This window comes from Micromonospora sp. DT201 (genome assembly GCF_049841575.1).
Lineage (GTDB): Bacteria > Actinomycetota > Actinomycetes > Mycobacteriales > Micromonosporaceae > Micromonospora.
Genome location: NZ_JBNCKP010000005.1, coordinates 160,208 through 183,081, shown reverse-complemented (window position 1 = coordinate 183,081; position 22,874 = coordinate 160,208). Strand labels below are relative to the sequence as shown.

General features: G+C 71.8%; 25 protein-coding genes. 11 read left to right on the top strand and 14 right to left on the bottom strand.

From position 1 onward, the window contains the following. The first annotated feature begins 14 nt into the window (after nucleotides 1-14). Complete coding sequence (locus tag ACLQ28_RS12535) at nucleotides 15-497, top strand: hypothetical protein (protein WP_425686399.1); 483 nt, start codon at nucleotides 15-17, stop codon at nucleotides 495-497. A 107-nt stretch (nucleotides 498-604) separates the two neighbouring features. On the opposite strand, the gene ACLQ28_RS12530 is transcribed toward ACLQ28_RS12535, so the two are convergent. The 7 genes from ACLQ28_RS12530 to ACLQ28_RS12500 all read right to left on the bottom strand — a co-directional run bounded on the left by ACLQ28_RS12530 (nucleotide 605) and on the right by ACLQ28_RS12500 (nucleotide 9,209). Beyond that, nucleotides 605-1,330, bottom strand: a complete 726-nt coding sequence (locus tag ACLQ28_RS12530) for an ABC transporter ATP-binding protein (protein WP_425686561.1) — start codon at nucleotides 1,328-1,330, stop codon at nucleotides 605-607. 11 nt (nucleotides 1,331-1,341) lie between these two features. Continuing rightward, nucleotides 1,342-2,337: an ABC transporter ATP-binding protein gene (locus ACLQ28_RS12525; RefSeq protein WP_425686398.1), complete on the bottom strand. Its 996-nt coding sequence runs from the start codon at nucleotides 2,335-2,337 to the stop codon at nucleotides 1,342-1,344. A gap of 1 nt (nucleotide 2,338) precedes the next feature. Continuing rightward, complete coding sequence (locus ACLQ28_RS12520) at nucleotides 2,339-5,047, bottom strand: FtsX-like permease family protein (RefSeq protein WP_425686397.1); 2,709 nt, start codon at nucleotides 5,045-5,047, stop codon at nucleotides 2,339-2,341. Next, a complete protein-coding gene (locus ACLQ28_RS12515) occupies nucleotides 5,044-8,229 on the bottom strand; it encodes an FtsX-like permease family protein (RefSeq protein WP_425686396.1) in 3,186 nt (1,061 codons plus the stop codon). The genes ACLQ28_RS12520 and ACLQ28_RS12515 overlap by 4 nt, the downstream gene beginning before the upstream one ends. Before the next feature lie 124 nt (nucleotides 8,230-8,353). Further along, nucleotides 8,354-8,518, bottom strand: a complete 165-nt coding sequence (locus tag ACLQ28_RS12510) for a hypothetical protein (protein WP_425686395.1) — start codon at nucleotides 8,516-8,518, stop codon at nucleotides 8,354-8,356. Beyond that, nucleotides 8,515-8,730, bottom strand: coding sequence for a helix-turn-helix domain-containing protein (locus tag ACLQ28_RS12505; RefSeq protein ID WP_425686394.1), 216 nt, complete (start codon nucleotides 8,728-8,730; stop codon nucleotides 8,515-8,517). Before ACLQ28_RS12505 ends, ACLQ28_RS12510 begins: the two co-directional genes overlap by 4 nt. Beyond that, nucleotides 8,730-9,209 (bottom strand): DUF2975 domain-containing protein, encoded by a 480-nt coding sequence (locus tag ACLQ28_RS12500; RefSeq protein WP_425686393.1) that lies wholly within the window; start codon nucleotides 9,207-9,209, stop codon nucleotides 8,730-8,732. The genes ACLQ28_RS12505 and ACLQ28_RS12500 overlap by 1 nt, the downstream gene beginning before the upstream one ends. A gap of 278 nt (nucleotides 9,210-9,487) precedes the next feature. Here ACLQ28_RS12500 and ACLQ28_RS12495 point away from each other — a divergent pair, with 278 nt between their 5' ends. From ACLQ28_RS12495 to ACLQ28_RS12480, 4 genes are all read left to right on the top strand, one after another. Continuing rightward, the gene (locus ACLQ28_RS12495) at nucleotides 9,488-9,952 is read left to right on the top strand and encodes a MerR family transcriptional regulator (RefSeq protein ID WP_425686392.1); all 465 of its coding nucleotides are present in this window, start codon (nucleotides 9,488-9,490) and stop codon (nucleotides 9,950-9,952) included. Beyond that, nucleotides 9,949-10,377, top strand: a complete 429-nt coding sequence (locus ACLQ28_RS12490; protein WP_425686391.1) for a carboxymuconolactone decarboxylase family protein — start codon at nucleotides 9,949-9,951, stop codon at nucleotides 10,375-10,377. Before ACLQ28_RS12495 ends, ACLQ28_RS12490 begins: the two co-directional genes overlap by 4 nt. Nucleotides 10,378-10,452: 75 nt before the next feature. Next, nucleotides 10,453-11,019 (top strand): RNA polymerase sigma factor, encoded by a 567-nt coding sequence (locus tag ACLQ28_RS12485; protein ID WP_425686390.1) that lies wholly within the window; start codon nucleotides 10,453-10,455, stop codon nucleotides 11,017-11,019. Next, a complete protein-coding gene (locus tag ACLQ28_RS12480) occupies nucleotides 11,016-12,113 on the top strand; it encodes a hypothetical protein (protein WP_425686389.1) in 1,098 nt (365 codons plus the stop codon). The genes ACLQ28_RS12485 and ACLQ28_RS12480 overlap by 4 nt, the downstream gene beginning before the upstream one ends. A gap of 64 nt (nucleotides 12,114-12,177) precedes the next feature. On the opposite strand, the gene ligD is transcribed toward ACLQ28_RS12480, so the two are convergent. Next, the gene (gene ligD / locus ACLQ28_RS12475; protein ID WP_425686388.1) at nucleotides 12,178-13,212 is read right to left on the bottom strand and encodes a non-homologous end-joining DNA ligase; all 1,035 of its coding nucleotides are present in this window, start codon (nucleotides 13,210-13,212) and stop codon (nucleotides 12,178-12,180) included. Between the two features lie 47 nt (nucleotides 13,213-13,259). Between ligD and msrB the strand changes: the two genes are divergently transcribed. Beyond that, nucleotides 13,260-13,664: a peptide-methionine (R)-S-oxide reductase MsrB gene (gene msrB, locus ACLQ28_RS12470; protein WP_355388113.1), complete on the top strand. Its 405-nt coding sequence runs from the start codon at nucleotides 13,260-13,262 to the stop codon at nucleotides 13,662-13,664. A gap of 31 nt (nucleotides 13,665-13,695) precedes the next feature. Here the strand turns inward: msrB and ACLQ28_RS12465 are convergent, their stop codons facing one another. The 3 genes from ACLQ28_RS12465 to ACLQ28_RS12455 all read right to left on the bottom strand — a co-directional run bounded on the left by ACLQ28_RS12465 (nucleotide 13,696) and on the right by ACLQ28_RS12455 (nucleotide 15,507). Continuing rightward, a complete protein-coding gene (locus ACLQ28_RS12465; protein WP_425686387.1) occupies nucleotides 13,696-14,316 on the bottom strand; it encodes a DUF305 domain-containing protein in 621 nt (206 codons plus the stop codon). A 63-nt stretch (nucleotides 14,317-14,379) separates the two neighbouring features. Then, nucleotides 14,380-15,123, bottom strand: coding sequence for a lytic polysaccharide monooxygenase (locus ACLQ28_RS12460; protein WP_425686386.1), 744 nt, complete (start codon nucleotides 15,121-15,123; stop codon nucleotides 14,380-14,382). Between the two features lie 108 nt (nucleotides 15,124-15,231). Next, complete coding sequence (locus tag ACLQ28_RS12455; RefSeq protein ID WP_425686385.1) at nucleotides 15,232-15,507, bottom strand: isoamylase early set domain-containing protein; 276 nt, start codon at nucleotides 15,505-15,507, stop codon at nucleotides 15,232-15,234. 156 nt (nucleotides 15,508-15,663) lie between these two features. Between ACLQ28_RS12455 and ACLQ28_RS12450 the strand changes: the two genes are divergently transcribed. The 5 genes from ACLQ28_RS12450 to ACLQ28_RS12430 all read left to right on the top strand — a co-directional run bounded on the left by ACLQ28_RS12450 (nucleotide 15,664) and on the right by ACLQ28_RS12430 (nucleotide 19,368). Next, nucleotides 15,664-15,924 (top strand): Prokaryotic metallothionein, encoded by a 261-nt coding sequence (locus ACLQ28_RS12450; protein ID WP_425686384.1) that lies wholly within the window; start codon nucleotides 15,664-15,666, stop codon nucleotides 15,922-15,924. 184 nt (nucleotides 15,925-16,108) lie between these two features. Beyond that, nucleotides 16,109-17,053: a DMT family transporter gene (locus tag ACLQ28_RS12445; protein ID WP_425686383.1), complete on the top strand. Its 945-nt coding sequence runs from the start codon at nucleotides 16,109-16,111 to the stop codon at nucleotides 17,051-17,053. A 36-nt stretch (nucleotides 17,054-17,089) separates the two neighbouring features. Further along, nucleotides 17,090-17,545 (top strand): GNAT family N-acetyltransferase, encoded by a 456-nt coding sequence (locus tag ACLQ28_RS12440; RefSeq protein ID WP_425686382.1) that lies wholly within the window; start codon nucleotides 17,090-17,092, stop codon nucleotides 17,543-17,545. A 118-nt stretch (nucleotides 17,546-17,663) separates the two neighbouring features. Further along, on the top strand, nucleotides 17,664-18,788 hold the full coding sequence (locus ACLQ28_RS12435) for a lytic polysaccharide monooxygenase auxiliary activity family 9 protein (protein ID WP_425686381.1): 1,125 nt from the start codon (nucleotides 17,664-17,666) through the stop codon (nucleotides 18,786-18,788). Between the two features lie 91 nt (nucleotides 18,789-18,879). Next, nucleotides 18,880-19,368: a GNAT family N-acetyltransferase gene (locus tag ACLQ28_RS12430; RefSeq protein WP_425686380.1), complete on the top strand. Its 489-nt coding sequence runs from the start codon at nucleotides 18,880-18,882 to the stop codon at nucleotides 19,366-19,368. 132 nt (nucleotides 19,369-19,500) lie between these two features. Here the strand turns inward: ACLQ28_RS12430 and hemQ are convergent, their stop codons facing one another. Genes hemQ through hemE form a run of 3 tightly spaced genes read right to left on the bottom strand, consistent with a single transcriptional unit; the run spans nucleotide 19,501 to nucleotide 22,767 of the window. Continuing rightward, nucleotides 19,501-20,202 (bottom strand): hydrogen peroxide-dependent heme synthase, encoded by a 702-nt coding sequence (gene hemQ, locus ACLQ28_RS12425; RefSeq protein WP_425686379.1) that lies wholly within the window; start codon nucleotides 20,200-20,202, stop codon nucleotides 19,501-19,503. After that, nucleotides 20,199-21,608, bottom strand: a complete 1,410-nt coding sequence (hemG, locus tag ACLQ28_RS12420; RefSeq protein WP_425686378.1) for a protoporphyrinogen oxidase — start codon at nucleotides 21,606-21,608, stop codon at nucleotides 20,199-20,201. Before hemG ends, hemQ begins: the two co-directional genes overlap by 4 nt. Nucleotides 21,609-21,615: 7 nt before the next feature. Further along, nucleotides 21,616-22,767, bottom strand: a complete 1,152-nt coding sequence (gene hemE / locus ACLQ28_RS12415; protein WP_425686377.1) for a uroporphyrinogen decarboxylase — start codon at nucleotides 22,765-22,767, stop codon at nucleotides 21,616-21,618. Nucleotides 22,768-22,874: the final 107 nt, after the last annotated feature.

Here is a 22,874-nt window from a genome sequence, read left to right as displayed (position 1 = left end):
TTACGTTCGCTGCCATGAGCAGGCCGACGATGCCCAGCGCCTCGCAGTCGCGCCCGGCGTGGCGGCAGTCTGGCTCGGCGCTCCTGGCGGTCGGCGTCCTCCTTGTCATCGTCGCGTTCTGGCTGCCCGCCTGGCGCAGTGTCTACCTGGATCGGACGGATGCCACTCCGGGTTGGAAGGTGCTCGGCTGGGCGCTACCGTTCGCGGTGATCGCCGCCGTGTTCGCGGTGCTGTCGCTCGCCAACAGCGGCCCGGCCCGGTGGATCTGGCGGCAGGCCAGCCGGGGCATGCTCATCTCCAACGCGCTCGCCTGCGGCAGCCTCACCGGGGTGTACTGGTATTTCGAGGCTGAGGACCCCTACGTCGAACACGAGTTGATCTCGACCGGGCCGGGCGCCGGTCTTCTCCTCGCCCTGCTGGGCTACCTCTTGATCCCGCTCGCCGGTTCCCTCCCTGACGGCCAGAAACGCCCCGCCCAGCCCGACCAGACGCAGTAGGGAAGCTCCCTTGTCCTACCGCCATACAAACGCTGTGCAGCGAGCGCGACCACCATCCGCCACCCGTCGCCTGCGCTCTCGCAAGCACCACCGAATTCAGCAGCGGCTCAGCCGTCGACCAGACGGCCGTCGCGCAGGACGAGCACCCGGTCGGCGAGGTCGATCAGGGCCGGGTCGTGCGTGGCCACCAACGCCGTCATGCCGCGAGCGTGCACCACCGCGCGCAACAGGTCCATGATGGACCGGCCGGTCTCCGAGTCCAGTTGACCGGTCGGCTCGTCGGCGATGAGCAGGTCTGGCTCGTTGGCCAGTGCTCGGGCCACCGCCACCCGCTGCTGCTGCCCACCGGAGAGCTCGTACGGGCGCTGGGCCGCGTGCCCACCCAGGCCGACGAGCTCCAGCAGCACCGCGACCCGCTGCTCCCGCTCCGCGGCCGGCACCTGTGCCAGCCGCAACGGCACACCCACGTTCTCGGCGGCGGAGAGGATCGGGACCAGCCCGAAGGTCTGGAACACGAACCCGACCGTGCCGCGGCGCAGCCGCAGCAGCTCCGCCTCACCTGCCGAGGTCACCTCGTGCCCAGCCACCACCACCTGACCGCTGTCCGGCCGGTCCAACCCGCCGATCAGGTTCAGCAGCGTGGTCTTGCCGGCCCCGGACCGGCCCCGGATGGCGACCAGCTCACCGCGGTTGGCGCTGAGCGAGACGTCCCGCACCGCGTGCACGGCGTGCTCGCCCCGGCCAAAGGTCCGGCTCACGCCACTGACCCGGACCACCTCGGCGGGGTGCGCCGCAGGCCCACTGCCGACCCCGGCCGCGCCGGTCACCACCATGTCCCGACGGCTCACGCCCGTGCCCCCTGCCCGTCCGAAGCCCGGTCGCCGGGCCGTACCTGCACATGGTCCGGCTCCAGATCGAGCCGGACCCGCTCCCTCAACGAGAGCGCGTCGACGAACGCAGCCGGTAGCTGCATTCGGCCATTCCGATCCAGCACCGCGTACTCCTCGCTGACCAGCTCGGTGTTGCCGTCCGCGTCGGTCCGAGCGGTTCGGCGTACCTCGGAGGCGGTCCGGCCGTCGCGGATCCCGACGGTCCGGCGGACCTGCGTGGCCACGGCGTGGTCGTGGGTGACGACCACGATGGTCACGCCCAGTTCGGCGTTGATGGTGCGCAGCGCGGCGAAGACGTCGGCGCCGGTCGCCTCGTCCAGTTCACCGGTCGGCTCGTCGGCGAAGAGCACCTCCGGGTCGTTGGCCACCGCCACAGCCACGGCACACCGCTGCTGTTCGCCGCCGCTGAGCTGCCCCGGCCGCCGGTCCGCGCAGTAACCCACGCCCACCATGTCGAGCAACTCCCGGGCGCGCTGCCTGCGGGCCTTACCGCCACGCTTGCCGGCCAGCTGCATCGGCAGCTCGACGTTCTCCAGCGCGGTGAGGTACGGCAGCAGGTTGCGGCCGGTCTGCTGCCAGACGAAGCCGACCAGCTCCCGCCGGTAGCTCAGTCGCCGCTTCGCAGACAGCGAGAGCAGGTCGTAGTCGGCCACCCGGGCGATGCCGGCGGTCGGCGTGTCCAGGCCGGAGAGGATGTTGAGCAGGGTCGACTTGCCGGAGCCGGACGCGCCGACGATCGCCACCAGCTCACCCCGGTCGATGACCAGGTCGAGCCCCTGCAGGGCGACCACCTCCACCCCCTCGGTCTTGAAGATGCGCACCAGACCGTCGCAGACGATGTGCCCGCGCAGCCGGTCCTGCCCGCCGGCCCGCTCGGCGGCGCGAAGCGCTGCCCGCTGCTGCAGGGCAGCCAGGTCGGGCACCAGTGAAGTCTGGGCGGTAGCGGTCATCTCAGCTCTCCTCTCCGAGCCGAAGCACCTCACCGAGGCGCAACCGGCGGTTGTTCAGGGCCTCGACGGCGACCGCGAAGCCGAGGGCGACCACTCCGAGCGCGAGCACCGCGGCCACCAGGCCGGGCTCGAAGGCCACTCGGACCGGCATGCCGCCGGTGAAGGCGGACAGGCCGAGCACCGGGTTGAGTAGCAGGGGCAGCACCGCACCGACCAGCGCGCCGGTCAGCACCGACACACTGACCAGCGGTGCCAGCTCGACCAGCAGCAGCCCACGCCACTGTCGGCGGGACAGACCGAGGGTACGCAGCCGGGACAGCACCTGGCCTCGCGCCCGTGCGCCGGCCAGCACGGTGAACGCGATGGCCAGCAGCCCGAGCACGGAGCCACCAACCGCGCCGGCCATGAACCCGAAGGCCAGTACGCCGTTGGCACCGCCGTTACCGAGATCCCTCCGGACGTCGGCCCGGGTGTCGACGACGACCCCGATCGGCCGTTCCTTCCCGGTGACCGCCCCCTCCTGCTGGTAACGCAGCTGCCCCTGGTCGCCGGCACGGCGTAGCGCCTCCGCGTCCAGCCGATCCCCGGCGACCAACAGGCTGGTCGCCACCGGTGTGGTGTTTCGCGCCGGCAGCGCCTGCCAGGGCAGGATGACGAACCGGCTGGTGTCCGCCGGCAGGAACGGGAAACTCTCCTCCCTGCCGGCCACCCGGAACTCGTACCGCTGGCCCTGCACGGAGATGAAGGCGGAGCGGTCCAGCCCGGCCTTGGCCAGATCGGTGGCGACCGCCGGCGAGACGATCGCCGGCAGCGGCCCCGGTTCGGGCCGGGCGGTGCGCAACGCGTCCGGAAGCGGCAGGTCCACCTCGGATTCCCGGGCCACCGCGGCCAGTCCTGATCCGTCGACCAGCAGCACGGCCGCCGACCCGAGCCGAGGGCTGGTCCCGAGTTCGTCGGCCGCCAGCTGCTCGTCGGACGCGTACAGCAGCCGCGTCACGGCCCGGACCCCCTGCAGGCGGCCCAACTCGTCGACCGTGTCGGGGGCGAAGCGTTCCCCACGGATCACCGCGTCGGCGGGCACCATCCGGTCGGCGGCCCGGTCCCGGCTCGCGTCGACGCCGGCGGCTACGACCGCGCAGAACGCTGCGGTGCCGATCGCCAGCACCACGACGACCAGCGGGGCGGCGACGGCCGACCGGCCGGCCCGCGCCGTCCCGAGGAAGGCGACACTGCCCCGGGTCCGCGCGGCCAGCCGGCTGACCAGCAGCAATGGCCAGGGGTACACCCGCAGCGCGAGCACCGCCGCGGCGATCGCGAGCAGCACCGGCACCGACACCAGCAGCGGGTCCACCTCACCGAGGGTGAGGCCGCGCCGACGCAGCAGCACCGCGCCGAGCACTGCGAGCAGCAGCACGAAGAGTTCGACGGTGAGCCGGCGGGTCGACGGGCGCATCCGGACCAGGTCGCCACGGGCCGCCCCGCCGGTCGGCACGGCCAACGTGGCCAGCGGCAAGGCCAGGGTGACCAGGACGGTCGCGGCGATCGCGTACGGCGTGTTGGGGTCCGGGGCTCCGGGGAACAGGGTGCCCATCCACCAGCCGAGCACGGCGGCGACCGGCACCACCAGTAGTGACTCGGCGAGGCTGCGTCGGGCGCCGGCCGTGGCGCCGCCGCCTCGTGCACGGATCAGCACGAACTCCGACCGTCGCCGCCGGGTGGCGAGGGTCGCCGCGAGCACGACCAGCCCGGCCAGGGTCGCCAGTACGCCGGCCGCGATCACCGCCAGTAGGGTCCGGGCGGCGTTCACCTGCGCGGCGAACGCCCGCAGCGGAATGTCAACGCCCTGGGTCATCGAGAGGTCAGCTGGCTTGTTGCGCTGCACTTCCTGAAGGCCGTCGATCAGCTGGTCCAGCTTCCGCGCGTCGATGCTGTCGACGCCCAGTCGATATCGCCAGTTGGACCGGATCGACCAACCCTCCGCAGCCCGCTTGTCGAGGGCCGACGAGGCGACCGCGCCCGTGGCGATGAGGGGCTCACCGTCCCCAACCGGTTCGGTGATCCGCAGCATCGACGGCAGCCCGTCCCAGATGCCGCCCGTACGGTCGACGGGGCGGAACAGCCCGACCACGGTCAGCGGGGAATCGTCGACGAGGCTGTTCTTGCCTTCGGCCCTGCCGATGCGTAGTTGGCTGCCGGTGCGCAGGTTGAGCTTGGTAGCCACGTCGACGTCCAGCGCCACCTCGATCGGGCGGTCGGGGACATAGGTTTCGCTCGGCCATGCCCCCTCGACGAGGGTGCTGGCGTTCTGAATGTCGGGCACGGCCCGCAGACCCAGGTCGACCAGCAGGTTGCGGGCCGCGAGGTCCGGCCCGACCACCCGGGTCGCTTCGGCGTCCACGTTGTACCAGGACTCGTTCACCGCCGAGCGCAGCTGCGGCGGCATCCCCGCAGCCAGGGCCTCGAACCGCCCGCGAGCGTCGCCCGTCGCGGGTTTCGTGGCGGGGGCGGTCACCACGCCTGTGGTGTAGGAGATGTCCCGACGGGCCGCCGGCTCACTGTTGAGCTGCGCCCGAAGCCCCTGTTCGGCGAGCCGGTTGACCAGCCGGGGCACGCCGCTGATCAGGAGCGTGACCACCAGCGTCAGCACCGCCAGGAGCAGGAATTGCCCTCCGTACGCCCGGACCCGCCGGACAGCCGCGCCGACGCTCATCGTTCTCCCCCGATTCGCAACTGCACCGCCGCCACCCGCTGACGGATGCCGGCGGCGATGAACGCGCTGAAGGCGAGCGCCGCCAGCAGCAGACCGACCGCGGTCAGACCGATCGGCACCCAGGGAAGCGCGAACGCCGGCGGGGGGATCGGCCGGCCTGCGGCCGGGGTGAGGATGACAAGTGGGGCCATGGTGGCCCCGACCGCGGCACCGAGCAGCAGACCGACGCCTACGCCGATGCCGGCGAGGAAGGTCTGCTCGGCCAGCAGCGCCCGGGCCAGCAACCGAGGCGTGGCACCGAGGGTGTGCAGCACCGCGAACTCGCTGACCCGGCGCCGGGCGGTAGCCCACACGTCCACCATCAGGCCGACGATGGCGAGCAGCACCGCGCCGAGCGCGGCGGCGAGCATCCCGGTACGCGACCCGCGCCAGTACGGGTCGTCGGCGGCCGACTCGATCACCTTCTCCCGGTCGAGCACGGTCACGCCGGGCAGTTCGCTGACCGCCTGGGCGGCGGCCGTCGCGTCGTCGGTGCCGACCCACCACTCCGGAATCGACCGCACCGTGCCGCCGGCACGGATCAGCGCGTCGACCCCGGCGGGCAGGTCGAGCAGCACGCCCTCGCCGGTGGTGGTCGGCACGGAAGCCAGTTCACCGATCAGGCGGACCTTCAGTGACACCCCGGAGAGTGTCAGGTCGACGGCGTCGCCGACGCGCAGGCTCAGCGCTTCGCGTACCGCAGGGGTCATCAGCACCGGGACGGCCGCGCTCGGTCCGGCGGGCACGACGGCGAACCGGGTGGGAGGTTGGTACGCGAACTCAGCGTCGGGTATCACCTCCACGGCGCGGACCGCCGCGAACCCGGTACCGGTGGTCCGCACCGGCGTGGGTTTCACGCCGAGGGCCGTCATCGCCCATTCGCCGCTCAGTTCGGCGGGCCGGGTTGTGCCGTCGGCCCCGACCACGGCCAGCCCGTCGATCTGGAGTCGGTAGGCGTTGCCGGCCGCCAGCCCGCCGTCGGCTTCGAACCCGGCGAGCCGTAGCCGTGCCCCGCCCACGTCGGGTAGTTGCACGGTGAACTGGGTGGCACGGCCGTCACCGGGGGCGTCCGCCGCCGGCAGCCGCAGGGCGAGCCCGTCGGAGCTGGTGACCAGCAGCGTCACCGCGACCCGGAGGGACCGGACGGCGCTGCTCACCGGGGTACGCACGGTGCCGGTGATCGCGCGCGCCTCGGCGGGCAGTTCGATGCCCGCGGGGACCCCGCGCGCATCGCTCATCCGCTTGTACTGCTCCGACGCCGGCTCGTCGGCGAGGCGGTCGGCGAGGCGGACGACGCCGGGGGCGCTGGCCGGGTCGACACCGATCACGGTCACCGGGAGGTCGTCCCGGCCGACCCGCACCTCGTCGCGCCACGCCGGGAGTGCGCGGTCCACCCCCGGCAGGGCGGCGAGCTGACCGGCCCGGCTCAGCGGGGCGGAACCGCCGCGCTCGGTGACCCGCAGGTCGGCACCGACCGTGTGCCCGGCCTGCTCGACCTGGGACCGCTCCCCCGTGCTGATCAGTGACCAGGCCAGGGTGCTGCCGCCGACGGCGAGGGCGAGCAGCAGCACCGGGCCGGCGTGCGGACGCCGTCCGGCCTGCCACATGCCGAACATGGTGGCCGTCCAGGGGCGTCGGTCGACGAACCGCTCGGCGAACCGGGTGAGCGGAGGGAGCACCCGCAGGGCCAACACGGCGCCGGCCAGCACGCCGAGCGTCGGGGCGGCGACCAGCAGCGGGTCGAGCCCGAGCCGGCCGTCGGAGCCAGCCAGCGGTGAGGCGTACCGGCGCAGCTGCACCCAGGCGAGCACGGCGAGCGCCACCAGCACCAGGTCGACGCTGGCCCGCTGGACGCTCGCCGCCCGGTTCGGGCGGGAACGGGCGGCCATGTCGGCGACGTACGTGCCGGCACCGCGCAGCGTCGGCGCGACCATGGCCACCAGGCAGCCGACCGCGGTTGCCACGGCGGCTGCCCAGACCAGGGCGGTGTTGCCGCCCGCGGCGGTGAGCTCCGCCGACCCGCCGGGCCGAACGAATCGCAGCGCTTCCACGGCGATCAGCGGCCCGAGCAGGGCGGCCGGGGCAACCACCAGGGTGGCCTCACGGGCGGCGAGACCGGCCAACTGCCGGCGGGCCGCACCCCGGGCGCGCAGCAGCGCGGTCTGCGGACGGCGGTCCTCGTGCAGCAGGGCGGCGACCAGCACCAGCGCGTACCCGCCGAGCACCAGGATGAGCAGCATCGGGGTGGCCAGCGAGGAGCGGCCCACCAGGTCGGCACGGGCGATCCGGTCCAGCAGCCCTTCCATCTTGGTCGCCGTCTGCGCCGACGAACCCAGTTGGGCTGCCTCCGGCACCGCCGTGCCGGCTGCGGCCAGGGCCTTCCGCACGGCTGGCAGATCGGCGGAGTCGACGTCACCGAGATCCGGTTCGGCCAGCCAGGACGCCGACACCGCACCCGGGAAGGTCGCCTCGAAGTCGGCCGGGTCGAGCACGAACGGCCCGTACGAGGTGCCGTAGGCGGCGCTGCCCGCGCCCACCCCGGGGGCGAGCAACCAGTACGCGTCGGTCGGGTCGCGGGGCCGCCAGGTGCCCGCGAGCACGAGCTCGCTGCGCCGTTCGGTGGCCCGGTCGCGCACCGGGATGCGTTCGCCGGCGCTCAGGCCCAGCGCACCTGCGGCCCGTTCCGGGAGGCTCACCTCTATCGGGTTCGTCCCCGGGCGGGGCCACGTTCCGCTGGTCAGCTCCGCGTGCTCGGCGAGGTCGGCGAGGGTGGCCAGGTTGGCGAAGACGGGTTCGTCGTCGGTGCGGGGCACGGATCCGAGGGAACCGGTCAGCTCCCGGCCGGTGCCGTACCGGGCGACAGCGACGCTGACCGGGACGCCGGCGAGCCCGTCGGCGAACTCGGCGCGGACCGCCTTGTCGCGGGTGGCGAACTCAGCCGCGTCGCCTCCGCCTGACCCACTGACCAAAAGGCCGCGTTCCTCGGCTGGCGAGGCGGCGATCAGCGCCCGCTGTCCGGCGTCCACTGCCCGGCGGTTGTAGTCGGACAGCCCGGTGACCAACGCGACGGCGACCAGGGCCGCGATCACCGCGGCCACCAGCAGCCCGCGCGCCTCGCGGGCACGCCTCCACACCAACTTCATCCGACGCCTCCCCTGGCCCTGACGGGCCGCCGACCATCAAGACAGGCCACCTACCGGGAAAGGTTCGCGCCCGTTACATGATCGTTATTCTTAGGAGGGTCGGCTTGGGCTGGCGCACGGGCGGCTAGCTGCCGCCCCGAACGTTGCGGATGCCGAACACCACCGCGCCGATCACGAGTACGACGCCTATGAGCTGGAGGCCCGGCGAGTCGTCTGCCTCCCCGTGCGCGATTGTGGCGAGGCCGAACGCGATGCCGAGAATCGCGACGGCCGCCAGGACGTACCTCATGGGGTTTCCTCCTCGACCCACTCGAGCAGGTCTCCGGGCTGGCAGTCGAGCACCCGGCACATCGCTTCCAGGGTGCTGAAGCGGACGGCCTTGGCCCGGCCGTTCTTCAGCACCGCGACGTTGGCCGGCGTGAGCCCGACACGCTCGGCGAACTCCCCGACGCTCATCTTGCGTCTGGCCAACTCGACATCGATGCGGACGACGATGGGCATCAGATCACCGCTTCCATGTCGGACCGCAGCGTGGTTGCCTGCCGCAGCAGCGCACGCATCACCACCATGAGGAGCCCCAGCACGGTGACTCCCACCGTCAGCAGGAACAGCAGCAGCGGCAGTCCGGGGTCGTCCGCGTTGAACCCGACGTAGAGGAAGACACCCACGAGCACCAGCCAGGCGGCGGCGATGGCCCACACGATCGCGTCCACCCACCTCAGGGACGCCTCGGTGAAGATGCGGTCGTTCTTGACCAGGCTGAGCAACTTCCAGGTCGAGACGATGACCACCTGGACGCACAGCACCCAGAACACCGCGACGACGGTCGCCGGCCACCGGAGATAGGCGTCCTCCGGTGATTCCGCGGCCATGTACGCGAACTGCCCCGGCAGCGAGAGGGTCTGGAACACAACCAGGACCCCGAACAGCACCACGAGGAACACTCGGAGAGCGGCAACCGCTCGATACTCCGTAACCATGCATCGAGTTTCGCTCGCTACCTATCGAAAGTCAATCGGTTGCGCAGGCCCCCGGCAGCGGGAACCCGCCCTCCGCGTGGCGTGATCCACTCCGTTTCGCCGACATAGCGGCATCCGGCCCGCCCCGACACCCCAACTTCGGCGATATGGAGTGGATCATGCGTGTACGACAGCCTTGCCCCGTCCATCGGGACGCCGGTCCCCAGCCGTGGTGAGCGGGGACATCAGTTGACGCCATGCTTGCGTTAGAGCGCGCTCACAGCCCTAGCGTGCAGGGCATGAAGGTTGATGACGCACTTCGGGAGGCCTTGCGCCTCGCGGTGGACCCGCCAGGTGGTGTCTCCATCGAGTCGCTGCGCGAGCTCGCCCGCGATGACGATGCAACCGAGTGGGACATCGCCACCGCGGCAGAGCATCTGAAGATCAATCCCCACACGTTGCGCTATTACGAACGAATCGGCCTGGTCCAGGTCGCGCGGGACAACGCCGGCCACCGCCGGTACGACGCTGCGGCCATCCGACGTCTGGTCTTCCTCATTCGAATGCGGACCTCTGGCATGCCGATCAGTGACCTGCGCCATTACATCGGCCTCGTTGACGCCGGCCAGTCCACCGTGCCCGAGCGCCTCGACCTGCTGCTGGAGCACCGAGACACCCTGCGCTCACAGATTGCTCAGCTGCAGCTTGCCCTGGCCGCCACCGAATACAAGATCGCCGCCTATGAAGGAGCAACCCAGCCATGACGAGGACCACAAGCACCGCCCAGTACGACATCAACAGCCCGGAGAGCCTTGCCCGCCGCGAGCACGGCCTGGGCGTGCTGTCCCAGATCGACGGACACCAGGGTGAGGCCGTCGTCGACGCACTGGCCGACATCAACCCCGCCCTGGGCCACCACGTCGCAGCCTTCGCCTTCGGCGACATCTATGACCGTCCCGGACTCGACCCGCGAAGCCGGCAGTTGGTCACCATCGGCGTCCTCACCGCTCTGGGTGGATGCGAGCCGCAGCTGAAGGTCCACATCGGCGCGGCGCTCAACGTCGGTCTGACGCGCGAGGAGATCACCGAAGCCATCCTCCACGCCGCGGTCTACTGCGGATTCCCCCGCGCAGTGAACGCCACCTTCGCCGCCCGCGAGGTCTTCGCCACGCGCGACGACCCGGCGTAACCTCGACGGACCACCTGCCGCGATTTTCCGATCGGCAACTGTCACGACGGGCGGTGGACCGGACATGGGGTAGACGTGAGCTCCGGGACTGAACACGAAGAACGCTTCCGCCGCGTCTACGCCGTCAACTTCGAGGCACTGATGGCGTACGCGATGCGGCGCGTCGAGCAGCCCGAGGACGCTGCCGATGTTGTCGCCGAGACCTTCCTCGTCGCCTGGCGGCGCAGCCGCGAGATGCCGCCCGAGGCCGAGGCCCGGTTGTGGTTGCACGGCGTGGCCCGGCGGGTGCTGGCCAACCACCACCGCGGCGGAGCGCGCCGGGGGCGGCTGGGCGATCGGTTGCGGCAACGGTTCCGGGCGGCCCTCGCCGCCGACCCGGGCAGCGTGGTGCCCGAACGACTCACTGTCCGGGCCGCGCTGGCCCGGCTCAACGAGTTGGACCGGGAGGTGCTGATGCTGACCTTCTGGGAGGGGCTGGAGCCGCGCGAGGTCGCCGTGGTCCTCCAGGTGAGCCCGGCCGCGGTCCGTACGCGACTGTCCCGTGCCCGAGTCCGGTTACGGGACATCCTCGGTAACGACCTCGAACCCTCCGGACATGTACTCGACGTCATGGCCGTACGAGCCCCTGAGGAGGGCAGATGACCGACGAACAGCTCGACCGGAGGGTCCGCGACGCCGACCCGTACCGACCCGAGGTCGTCGCGCACCTCGACGGGGCCGCGCAGGACCTCCTGGAGGAGATCATGTCCACGCCGATCCTCGAATCCGTCACCGAACCGCCAGGGCGGCGGCGCTCCCGACCACGCCGCCGTCTGATGGGCGGTCTCGCCAGCGCGGGCGTCGCTGCCGCCGTCCTCGGCGTCGTATTCGGCACCTCCGTCCTGAAGACCGATCAGCCAGGGAGCCACGAGGCGTCTCCGGAAACGAACGCCACCGCCGAGGCACCGGGAACGACCACCTATTCGGCGATGGTGCTCAAGGCGGCCGAGGAGAACCCGCGGCTGCTGATCGACCAGCCCGGCTGGAAGGCAACCAGCGCGGACGGGTTCGCCGAGCGGACGGGCAGCATCACCTACAGCAACGGTGGGCGAAGCATCAGAATGAGCTGGTACAAGGCCAGCGAGTACGACGGGCGCTACAAGGACCGGCTCGAGACAAGCAAGCCGGAGTCGGTGCAGGTCGACCGCTGGCCCGGTCACCTGTTCCGATACAACGACCGCGAGTTCGAGGTCATCCTTGAGCCTCGCGACGGGTCCATGGTCGAGGTGCGCACCGCGACCGCCTATACGCGCGCCGATTTCGACCGGGTGCTCGCCAGCGTGGTCCGCGTCGACGCCCGTACGTGGCTGGCCGCGCTCCCGGCGGAGATCGTCACACCGGAGCGCGTGGACGACCGGCGGGCCGCGGTGCTCGCCGACGTGCCGCTCCCCCCGGGCTTCGACCCCGCCACGCTGAACGTCGAAGGCGTCAACGACTCCGACCAGTTCGGCATCCAGGTGCTCGGCCCGGTCGGCTGCGCGTGGATCACCGAATGGACGCGCGCGAAGAAGAGTGGCGACGACGCCGCTCTCCGGCGGGCGGCTGACGCGTTGCGCAGCAGCCACAACTGGAAGGCGCTCCAGCAGATCGACAAGGGCGGCTACTGGGCGGACGGCTTCTGGGAGATCGCCGACACGGTGGCCGCCGGCAAGCCGATCCATCCCAAGATGTTCAACCCCTGCAATCCAGAGGGGTAGCAGACCGTCGGGCTGCCCGGGGACGACGACGTGTCGGCCCCGGGCAGCCCGGCATCCAGCCCGCTCAGGTGCTCTCGTCGGGCGCGCGCTTGGCGCGGCTGGGCTGCACCCGCTTGGGTTCGCCGGGCATCTTCGGGTGGTCCGGCGGATACGGCAGGTCGCCCTGGCCGGCAGCGGCGTCCCGTTCGGCCCACTCCAGCAGCGGCGTGATGTCCCATGGAACATCGTCGATGCCGGTGTGCGGGTCGCCGCGCTCGGCGAGCCGGGCCGGGACGGTGCGCAGGTCGAAGTCGTCCGGGTCGACGTCGGGCAGCTCGTCCCAGGTGACCGGGGTCGAGACGGTGGCCCGCGCGTTGGCTCGCAGCGAGTACGCGCAGGCGATCGTCCGGTCCCGAGCCATCTGGTTGAAGTCGACGAAGACCCGACTGCCGCGCTCCTCCTTCCACCAGGCCGTGGTGACCAGGTCGGGGTGGCGGCGCTCCACCTCCCGTGCGAGCGCGATGGTGGCCCGGCGGACCTCGGTGAACGTCCAGCGGGGCTGAATGCGCAGATAGACGTGCACGCCCCGGCCACCTGACGTTTTCGGCCAACCGGTCACACCCAGCTCGTCGAGGATCTCGCGGACCTGCCCGGCGGCCCGCGCGGCGTCGGCGAAGTCGGTGCCGGGCTGCGGGTCCAGGTCGATGCGCAGCTCGTCGGGTCGGTCGACGTCGGCGGCGCGCACGGGCCACGGGTGGAAGACGATGGTGCCCATCTGCGCCGCCCACGCCACATGCGCCAGATCGACGGGGCAGAGCTCCGCCGCGCTCCGACCGCTCGGGAAGGTGATCTCGGCGGTCGTCACCCAGGGTGGCACGCCCCGAGTGGGCACCCTCTTCTGGAAGAACATCTCGCCCTCGACGCCCTCGGGGAAGCGTTGCAGCGTGGTGGGCCGGTCCCGCAGCGCACGCATGATCCCGTCGCCGACGGCGAGGTAGTAGTGGAAGACGTCCGCCTTGGTGAAGCCGCGCTGCGGGAAGATGACCCGATCGGGACTGCTCAGTCGAACGCTGTGCCCGGCCACGTCGACCTCGGCGACCGCTGCCTTTGTGCCAGCCATCTCGCGACCATATGCCACGGCCCTGACGTTCGACGTACCGTTGACGGGTGAGTCTTGACGACAATGAGCTGCCCCGCACCGAGGACGAGTGGCGGGTCCGGTTGACCCCCGAGGAGTTCCACGTCCTGCGGGAGGCCGGCACCGAACGCCCATGGACCGGCGAGTACGTGGACACGAAGACGGCGGGGGTCTACAACTGCCGAGCCTGCGGGCTGGAGCTCTTCTCCAGCGACACGAAGTTCGACTCGCACTGCGGGTGGCCGAGCTTCGACGACGCCATCCCGGGCCGGGTCAAGGAGATCGAGGATCGCAGCCTCGGCATGGCCCGCACCGAGATCCGCTGCGCCCGCTGCGACAGTCACCTCGGGCACGTCTTCCACGGCGAGGGCTTCACCCCGAAGGACACCCGACACTGTGTCAACTCGGTCTCCATCCGGCTGGAACCCCGCTGACCTGAGCTGTCCGGGTGCGGTCGACGCACCCTCACGGCGTACCCCTGAGCAGCTCGACCTCGGCGGTGCGGGACTGCTGGATCCGCCGGGCCAAGTCACGGACCCGCTCGTTGCGGCCGACGCCGACCTGGGCTCGGGCCAGGTCGGCCGCCGCCCGTTGGTGGTCCGCGAGCACCGCGCGGAGCACCCGGTCGACGTCCGCGTCGGGCGCGGTCCGCAGCCGGTCGAGCGCGGCCTCGTCGCCGTGCCCTTCGTGCTGGTGTGCGGCCGCGCTGGCGCCCGGCCCGGCGGTGGGCAGCCAGCCACGCATCGCGGCCAGCTCGTCGGCCTCGGTCGCCTCGATGGCGGCGGCCAGGGTTCGCAGCGCGTCGTCGCGCACCCGGTCGCGGGCGAGCCGGACGATCTGCAGGGTGCGTTCGCTGTGCCCGACCATCGTGCTCAGGAAGACCACGTCGATCCCGCTCATCTCGGCCACGTCGGCCGGGGAACCGGCCACCGCGGACCCGGCCGCCGCCGACCCCGCCGGGGACGCGGGCGCCGGTTGTGGCACGACTGACGGGCTCGACGTGGGTGACCCGGCGCAGGCGCTGGCCCCGGCGCTGGTCAGCAGCAGAGCGACGAGCAGGGACGCCAGATGGCTACGACGGGGCATGCCGGTTGCTCCGTTCACGCGGGGGCGGCGACACGGGTGCGACCAGCGGCCGCACCCGTGCGGTCAGACCTGTTGCCAGAGCGCCGGTACGTTCGGCGGTTCCCAGCCGGGGATCGCCGTGTGCGCCTGCCGGCAGCGGTACGTCCGTCCGCCGTAGCTGACCTGGTCACCGACCTGGTAGGCCCGGCCCGTCGTCCAACTGCCGCCCGGGGCGGGCGTCGTGGGCGGTGCGGTGGTCGGGGTGGGCCGTGGGGTGGGTGAGGTGGTCGGGGTGGGGGTGGGCGTTGATCCGCCTCCGCCGCCGATCTGCACGTCGATGCAGGAGTAGAAGGCGTTCGCGGTGTCGGAGATATTCCACACCGCGAGGATCTTCTGCCGCCCGGAGTAGCCGCCGAGGTTGACGGTGTGCGAGACCGTGGCGCCCGGCTGCTGGCCGTTGCCGTTGACCACGCCGACCCGGGTGTTGCCGATCCAGTACTCCCAGTTGCTGGTGGCGTGCCGGGCGGTGTTCACCCAGGTGAAGGTCAGCGAGCTGCCGACCGAGGTGGCCGGCCAGCCCCGGTTGTCGTCGTTGAGGACGGCGAACTGGGCGATTCCGGCGTTGCAGCTGCGCAGGCCTTTGGGCCCCTCGACGCTCTGCGGCTCGTACTTGATCTGCCCGCAGTCGGGCACCCGGCCCTGCGCACAGAGCGCCTGCCTGCTCGGCGGGGCGGAGACGTAACCGTGCGCCTGCGCGGGGGCGGCGACGGTGAGGGTGGCAGCGACAGCACCCGCCGCCACCAGCGGGACGGTGATTTTTCGACGCATGGGGGCGGCTCCTTCTCCAGTTCCGGTGGGTGCCCCTCAACGTAATTTAAACATTGTTAACAGTAAAGACTTCCATCGATAAATACATCGATGGTGGCGAGTTTCCTGTCAGAGTCGGAGCAGGCTGCCGCCGCCGTCGACATGGTCGGCTGATTCGTCGTCCAACCAGACGCCACCGCTGGCGAGGTAACGGAACCGGTACTCCCCGGGCGGGAGCTTCACGGTGACAGTCCGGGTGCCGTCGCGGCGGATCACCAGCTCGTGCCGACCCGGCTCCCAACCGTTGAAGGAGCCGACGACGCTCACCGGGCCGGGCGGGGCATCGCGGGGCAGACAGAAGGTGACCCGGGTCTGATTGCCGAAGAGCCTGTTGCGCTTGATCACTGCGATCCTCCGGGGGTTGCGGGGGTTCACCCGGCACAACGGGCAACACGCCGGGGCCGACACGCCGCCCGGGCCGCTGAACACCGACATTTCACCCCATCCGCGCCGCCGTTCGAGGCAGTATGTGCGTACATGTCCTATTACGGGAGGTTATCCATGGCAACGTGCGAGGTCTGCGGCAACGACTACTGGATGGCGTTCGAGGTGCGCACCGTCAGCGGCGACGTGCACACCTTCGACTCGTTCGAGTGCGCGATCCACCGGATGGCACCGATCTGCGAGCACTGCGAGGTCAAGATCGTCGGGCACGGCGTCGAGGTCAACGGCCGGTTCTTCTGCTGTGGGCACTGCGCCCGCGCCGTCGAGGGCACAGTGGGCGCCGAGATCCGCGACGCCGTCGGCGCACGCCCGGCCTGACCGCGCCGAGCCCTGCGGTACGGTCGTCCCCATGCGGCCGTTGCTGGGCGTCCTGCCCCCGCCGCGCTCCTGAACGGAGCGCCGCGCCTCTCGCCGACCGGGTGACCAACCCCGCTCGGTCTCCTTGCCGTACGCGCTCCGTCGACGTCGTCCCCGTCAACGGCTCACCCCTCGGAGCGCATCCGTGTCCACCTCCCGTACCGCGCCGCCGGCCGCTTCGGCCCCGGCCGTCATCCAGGCCCGCACCGGCCTGATCCAGATCACCGTCACCGGCGTGCTGTGGGGCACCACCGGCGTGGCGGTGCAACTCCTGCGCGAGAGCACCGGGCTCAGCCCGGTGAGCATCGGTTTCCACCGCCTCGCGATCGCCGCGCTCGTACTGCTGGCATGCACCGCTCCTCGGCTCGGCACGATCCTGGCCGCCCTGCGCGCGGCGCCCGTACCGCTGCTGCTCACCGGCGTCGGCCTTGGTCTCTACCAGGCGCTCTACTTCGCCGCCGTGGCCTGGGCCGGCGTCAGCGTGGCCACCGTCGTCAGCCTGGGCGTGGCCCCGGTGCTCGCGGCGACCTGGGAGTCGGTGCGCGCCCGGCGGATCCCCGGCCCGCTGCCACTCGGCACGCTGGTCGCGGCCGTGGCCGGCCTCGTCCTGATCACCGGCGCCACGGCGGGCCCCGACGTCGCGGCGCCCGCCCCACTGCTCGGCCTGCTCGCGGCGGCCGGTTCCGGCCTGGGGTACGCGGTGACCACCCTGATCAGCCGGCAGGTGTCGCAGCGTGCCACGCCGATGACGCTGACCACCATCTCCACCACGGTCGGAGCGCTGACCCTGGCACCGTTCGCCCTGGTCGCCGGGGTCAGCGCTCCGGTACGCCTCGACAGCGTGGCACTGCTGCTGCACCTCGGCGTGGTCACCACCGCTGTGGCGTACGCGCTGTTCTACGCCGGGCTGCGCACCACCCCCGGCAGCGTCGCCGCCGTGCTGACCCTGCTCGAACCCCTCACCGCCGCGGCACTGGCGGTGGCGCTGCTGCACGAACCGCTCCCGCTACCGGTCATCGGCGGCGGCGCACTGCTACTCACCGCCGTGGCCGCCACCTACCTCGCACCCGCCCGTCTGAAAACACCGTGAGCGGGTCGGCGGCGCAGCACGGCCTACCATCGGTGGGTGCCTCAGCAGACCACCGAAATCCGTACGGCCTCCTTCGCCGACCTGGACGCCCGCACCTTCCATGACCTGCTCAAGCTGCGCATCGACGTGTTCGTGGTGGAGCAGAACTGCCCGTACCCGGAGCTCGACGGGCGGGACCTGGAGCCGGGCACCCGGCATCTCTGGCTGACCGACGGCGGCGCGCCGCTGGCGTACCTGCGGATCCTGGCCGACCCGGACGACACCGCCCGGATCGGTCGGGTGGTGGTGGCGCCGGCGGCGCGCGGCGGCGGGCACGCCGGCCGGCTGATGACCGCGGCGCTGGAGGTGGTGGGCAACCGGCCCTGCGTGCTGGAGGCCCAGTCGCACCTGGTGGCGTTCTACGCCCGGCACGGCTTCGCGGTCAGCGGCCCGGAGTACGTCGAGGACGGCATCCCCCACACGCCGATGCGCCGCACAGCAATTGACGTCTGACGATCGGTCTGGCATGGTGCCGGGTAGAGCCATCGCGGGAGCCAGCGAATAGGCCCGGGAGTGGGCAACTCCCGGCGGTCCGGGTGTCGTCGTCCGACCTCATCCCCCCGGGGGCTCCATGTCCACTCTTGCCCGATCACCACGCGTGCTCCGGCCGCTCGCCATCGCGGTGGCCGCCACGCTCCTGCTGACCAGCGCACTGTTCACGGTGCTGGCCCAGCCCGCCTCGGCGCACGGCTCGGTCGTCGACCCGGCCTCCCGCAACTACAGCTGCTGGCAACGCTGGGGCAGCGACTTCCAGAATCCCCGGATGGCCACCGAGGACCCGATGTGTTGGCAGGCCTGGCAGGCCGACCCGGCCGCCATGTGGAACTGGAACGGCCTGTTCCGCGAGGGGGTCGCCGGTAACCACCAGGGTGCCGTCCCCAACGGCCAGCTGTGCAGCGGCGGGCGCACCCAGAGCCCTCGCTACAACGCGCTGGACACCATCGGCGCCTGGAAGACCACCTCGGTGTCGAACAACTTCCGGCTCCGCTTCTTCGACCAGGCCAGTCACGGGGCCGACTACATCCGGGTGTACGTGACGAGGCAGGGCTTCGACGCGCTCACCGAGCCGCTCGGTTGGGACGACCTGGAGTTGGCCGGCCAGATCGGCAACACCCCTGCCTCGCAATGGGATCAGGACACCGGGGGCGTCTCCATCCAGATCCCCGTCAACGCGTCGGGACGCACCGGGAGGCACATCGTCTACACCGTCTGGCAGGCCAGCCACCTGGACCAGTCGTACTACCTGTGCAGCGACGTGACCTTCGGCGGGACGAGCACCCCACCACCGACCACCCCGCCGCCGACGACTCCCCCGCCCACCACGCCGCCACCCACCACGCCGCCACCGACCACCACGCCACCGACCACCACGCCGCCGACTCTGCCGCCGGCCGGGGCCTGCACGGCGACGTACCAGGTCACCGGCCAGTGGGCTGGCGGCTTCCAGGCTGAGGTGAAGGTGACCGCTGGCGGCTCTCCCACCCGGGGCTGGTCGGTGAGTTGGAACTACGGCAACGGCCAGCAGGTCGCCTCGTCGTGGAACGCCACAGTCAGCACCAACGGCACGTTGGTCACCGCGCGCAACGTCAACTACAACGGCAATCTCGCCGCCGGAGCGAGCACCACGTTCGGCCTGCTCGGCTCGTGGAACGGCAGCAACCCGGTTCCGCTGGTCTCCTGTACGACGACCAGTTGACCCGGTCCGGTGCCGCACCCGGGCGGGGGTGCGGCACCGGCCGGTGGTTTTTCGATGGCGCGCGCACGCCGCCACAGGGCATCATCCACGCATGATCGAGATGCGGGTGCTCACCCCCGACGACTGGCCGACCTGGCGCGAACTGCGGCTGGCCGCCCTCACCGAGGCGCCGGAGGCATTCGGATCCCGGCTCGCCGACTGGCAGGGCGAGGGCGACCTCGAGCAGCGCTGGCGCGACCGGCTGAGCATCCCCGGCGCACACAACCTGGTGGCTGTCCTGGACGAACGTCCGGTCGGCATGGCCAGCGGCGTACCGACGGCGGACCCACTCATGATGGAGCTGATCTCGATGTGGGTGCACCCCGACGCCCGCGGCCACGGCGTCGGCGACCGCCTGCTGGACGAGGTGGCGCAGTGGGCCCGCAAGGCCGGCGCCGACCGGCTACGCCTCAGCGTCATGCCGGACAACGCGCGGGCGAAGGCCCTCTACCGTCGCACCGGCTTCAACCAGACCGACGAGTTGGGCGATCTCCTGCCCGACGGCGTGAGCCGCGAACAGGTAATGCTCCGCCCCCTCTGACCACCCCTGCCCCGCCCCTGCCCCGCCCCCGCCCCCGCGATCTTGCAGTTTCTGTCGCCGGTTTGCGGCTTATGCCGTTTTTGCCGGGACACAAAGTGCAAGATCGCCGAGGCAGGGTGGGGCCGGGCCGGGTCAGACCAGGCAGTTGACGATCTCGGCTACCGAGCGGCGGCGACCCGTGTAGAAGGGAACCTCCTCGCGGACGTGCCGGCGGGCGCCAGAGGCGCGCAGGTCACGCATCAGGTCGACGATCCGGTGCAGTTCGTCGGCCTCGAACGCGAGCATCCACTCGTAGTCACCCAACGCGAACGAGGCCACCGTGTTGGCCCGTACGTCCGGGTAGCCGCGGGCCATCTTCCCGTGCTCCGCCAGCATCTCGCGCCGCTCGGCGTCGGGCAGCAGGTACCACTCGTAGGAGCGGATGAACGGGTACACGCAGATGTAGGGGCGAGCCTCCTCGCCGGCCAGGAACGCCGGGATGTGGCTCTTGTTGAACTCGGCCGGACGGTGCAACGCCATCTGCGACCAGACCGGGGTCAGCGCCCGGCCCAGCGTGGTGCGGCGGAACCGCAGGTACGCGTCCTGCAGCGCGTCGCTGGACGCGGAGTGCCACCAGATCATCACGTCCGCGTCGGCGCGCAGACCGGAGACGTCGTACACGCCCCGGATCACCACGTCCTTGCCGGCCAACTCCTCGAAGAGGGACTCAACCTCACCGGTGACGTTGTCGCGCAGCGACGGCAGCGGAGCGCTGGCCCGGAACACCGACCACATGGTGTAGCGGATGCTGTCGTTCAGCTCCCGCAACCGGGCCGCGTTGGTCTGCTCGGTCATCTCGCCGATCCTCCCAGTGCTGTGATGATCTCTTCGGCCGCCGTTTCGCCGGAGCGGACGCAGACCGGAATGCCGACGCCGTCGTAACCCGCGCCGGCGAGGGCCAGGGTGGGGTGTGCGGCCCGCAACGCCGTCCGCGCGGCGGCGACCCGGTCGGTGTGCCCCGGGGCGTACTGGGGCAGCGCCCCGCCCCACCGCTGCACGTGCCCGTCGACCGGGGCGGGCAGCGGGGCGCCGAGCACCGCCGAGAGCTCTCGGTGCACGGTGGTCGCCAGATCCGCGTCGCTGCGCTGCAGGTGCGCCTCCTCGCCGTACCGGCCCACCGATGCGCGCACCAACGCCAACCCGTCCGGCCGGCGCAGGTGCCCCCACTTCGTGGTGAAGAAGGTGGCGGCTTTGATCAGCAGCCCTTCGGTGCTCGGCACCAGGAAGCCTGACAACTCGGGCAGTTGCGGCTGTGGCACCGCCAGGGTGACCAACGCGACGCTCGCGTAGTCCAGCTCCCCGACACCCGCCGCAGCCGCCGGGGCCGGACCCGCGAGCAGCCGGGCTGCCGGTCGCGCCGGCACCGCCAGCACCACCGCGTCCACGTCGACCAGCTCTGGATCACGCGTGGGGCCGACCGTGAGCCGCCAACCCGTGTCGGTCGGGGTCAACTCACGGACGGCGGCGTCCCGCCGTACCGTCGCGCCGCTGGCCGTCACCGCCGCCTCGACCAGGGCGCTGAGCCCACCAACCAGGGTGCCGAAGACCGGGGCGCCGGGTGCACGCGGGGCGGCCGCCTGCGCCGCCCGGACCGCGCCGGTCAGGGTGTGCTCCACCCGAGCCGTGCGGGCCAGCGCCGGCATCGTCGTGACCAGGGAGAGGTCGTCGGCGCGGCCCGCGTACACGCCACCCAGCATCGGGTCGACCAACCGCTCGACCACCTCGTCACCGAAGCGGGACCGGACCAGCGCGCCGACCGAGACGTCCGCGTCGGGCCCGACCAGCGGCCGACCGCCGTCGGTGTCGGCGCCCTCGGTCGGGCGGGCGACCGTGGTCACCCGGTCCAGATCCCCGGGTACGCCCACCAGTGTGCCGCCCGGGATGGGGCGCAGCCCCCCGTCGATGACCAGCGCGGCCTGCCCGACCGTGGGGTGCACGATCCGATCAGCCAGCCCGAGCCGGCGGGCCAACGCCACAGCCGCGCTCTCGGCGCCCATCGGGTCGCGCATGAGGAACGACTCAGCGCCGAACTCCACCGGCTGGCCAGCCAACTCCCCGGTGCGCAGCTTGCCGCCCAGCGCGCCGGACTGCTCGTACACGGTGATCTCGGTGCCAGCCGGTGCGCGGTCGCGCAACCGGACCGCAGCGGCCAAGCCGGCGATCCCGCCGCCGACCACCGCCACCCGCCATGGCTGCCGCATCGCCGCCTCAGCCCTGGTCGACCCGGCGGCTGGAAAGCTCGTGCACCAGCGCGACCACCCGGGTCAACACCTCCGGGTCGACTTCCGGCAGCACGCCGTGGCCGAGGTTGAACACGTGCCCGGGGGCCGCCGCGCCCTGGACCAGAATGCGGCGCACCTCGGCCTCCACCACCGGCCACGGCGCGAGCAGCACGGCCGGGTCCAGGTTGCCCTGCACCGCCTTGTCCGGGCCGATCCGGTGCGTTGCCACGTCCAGTGGGGTACGCCAGTCGACGCCGACCACGTCCGCGCCGGCCTCGCCCATCGCGCCGAGCAGCTCGGCGGTGCCCACCCCGAAGTGGATCCGCGGCACCCCGGCGTGCGACCGCTCCGGCTCGGCGCGTCTGTCGCCGCGCCCCGACCCGGAGCAGTCGTGCGCCAGGCCGCTCAGCACGGCGGTGGAGTGCGGCAGCACGTAACGGCGGTAGTCGGCCTCGGAGAGCGCACCCGCCCACGAGTCGAACAGCTGCACGGCGGACACGCCGGCCTCGATCTGCACCCGCAGGAAGGCCAGTGTCACCTCGGCCAGCCGGCCGCAGAGCGCGTGCCACAGCTCCTCATCGCCGTACATCAGTGCCTTGGTCTTCGCGTGGGTCCGCGACGGCCCGCCCTCGACCAGGTAGCTGGCCAGGGTGAACGGCGCTCCGGCGAAACCGATCAGCGGGGTGTCGCCCAGCTCGACCACCAACTGCCGGACAGCCTCATCCACGTACGAGACGTCGTCGCGGGTGATCGGGCGAATCCGCTCGACGTCGGCGGCGGTGCGGATCGGCTCGGCGACCACCGGGCCGGTGCCCGGCACGATGTCCAGGTCGACACCGGCCGCGGCGACCGGCACCACGATGTCGCTGAACAGGATCGCCGCGTCCACTCCGTGCCGGCGCACCGGCTGGAGGGTGATCTCGGTGACCAACTCCGGACGACGGCAGGATTCGAGCATCGGCACGCTCGCCCGGATCTCCCGGTATTCCGGCAGGGAGCGACCGGCCTGGCGCATGAACCAGACCGGGGTGTGCGGGACGGGCCGGCGTCGGCAGGCCCGGATGAAGGGCGAGTCGGCCGGTCCGCCGGGGCGGGGTTCTCCGTCTCGGGCGGCAATGCCCGTGGTGTCCGTGGTCATCGCCGCAATCGTGCCACGCCCACCACCCCCAGCCGGGTGGGGGTGAGAGGAAGGGCACCGTCGCGTACGCCCGCCCTGGAGCAGGGGCCCCGCGGTGAGCGTCGGCG

Bases quoted from the DNA above. Each gene is read 5' to 3' on its own strand.
- ACLQ28_RS12535 (WP_425686399.1), top strand. From the start codon at position 15: ATGAGCAGGCCGACGATGCCCAGCGCCTCGCAGTCGCGCCCGGCGTGG.
- ACLQ28_RS12530 (WP_425686561.1), bottom strand. From the start codon at position 1,330: ATGGTGGTGACCGGCGCGGCCGGGGTCGGCAGTGGGCCTGCGGCGCAC.
- ACLQ28_RS12525 (WP_425686398.1), bottom strand. From the start codon at position 2,337: ATGACCGCTACCGCCCAGACTTCACTGGTGCCCGACCTGGCTGCCCTG.
- ACLQ28_RS12520 (WP_425686397.1), bottom strand. From the start codon at position 5,047: ATGAGCGTCGGCGCGGCTGTCCGGCGGGTCCGGGCGTACGGAGGGCAA.
- ACLQ28_RS12515 (WP_425686396.1), bottom strand. From the start codon at position 8,229: ATGAAGTTGGTGTGGAGGCGTGCCCGCGAGGCGCGCGGGCTGCTGGTG.
- ACLQ28_RS12510 (WP_425686395.1), bottom strand. From the start codon at position 8,518: ATGAGGTACGTCCTGGCGGCCGTCGCGATTCTCGGCATCGCGTTCGGC.
- ACLQ28_RS12505 (WP_425686394.1), bottom strand. From the start codon at position 8,730: ATGCCCATCGTCGTCCGCATCGATGTCGAGTTGGCCAGACGCAAGATG.
- ACLQ28_RS12500 (WP_425686393.1), bottom strand. From the start codon at position 9,209: ATGGTTACGGAGTATCGAGCGGTTGCCGCTCTCCGAGTGTTCCTCGTG.
- ACLQ28_RS12495 (WP_425686392.1), top strand. From the start codon at position 9,488: ATGAAGGTTGATGACGCACTTCGGGAGGCCTTGCGCCTCGCGGTGGAC.
- ACLQ28_RS12490 (WP_425686391.1), top strand. From the start codon at position 9,949: ATGACGAGGACCACAAGCACCGCCCAGTACGACATCAACAGCCCGGAG.
- ACLQ28_RS12480 (WP_425686389.1), top strand. From the start codon at position 11,016: ATGACCGACGAACAGCTCGACCGGAGGGTCCGCGACGCCGACCCGTAC.
- ligD (WP_425686388.1), bottom strand. From the start codon at position 13,212: ATGGCTGGCACAAAGGCAGCGGTCGCCGAGGTCGACGTGGCCGGGCAC.
- ACLQ28_RS12465 (WP_425686387.1), bottom strand. From the start codon at position 14,316: ATGCCCCGTCGTAGCCATCTGGCGTCCCTGCTCGTCGCTCTGCTGCTG.
- ACLQ28_RS12460 (WP_425686386.1), bottom strand. From the start codon at position 15,123: ATGCGTCGAAAAATCACCGTCCCGCTGGTGGCGGCGGGTGCTGTCGCT.
- ACLQ28_RS12450 (WP_425686384.1), top strand. From the start codon at position 15,664: ATGGCAACGTGCGAGGTCTGCGGCAACGACTACTGGATGGCGTTCGAG.
- ACLQ28_RS12435 (WP_425686381.1), top strand. From the start codon at position 17,664: ATGTCCACTCTTGCCCGATCACCACGCGTGCTCCGGCCGCTCGCCATC.
- ACLQ28_RS12430 (WP_425686380.1), top strand. From the start codon at position 18,880: ATGATCGAGATGCGGGTGCTCACCCCCGACGACTGGCCGACCTGGCGC.
- hemQ (WP_425686379.1), bottom strand. From the start codon at position 20,202: ATGACCGAGCAGACCAACGCGGCCCGGTTGCGGGAGCTGAACGACAGC.
- hemG (WP_425686378.1), bottom strand. From the start codon at position 21,608: ATGCGGCAGCCATGGCGGGTGGCGGTGGTCGGCGGCGGGATCGCCGGC.
- hemE (WP_425686377.1), bottom strand. From the start codon at position 22,767: ATGACCACGGACACCACGGGCATTGCCGCCCGAGACGGAGAACCCCGC.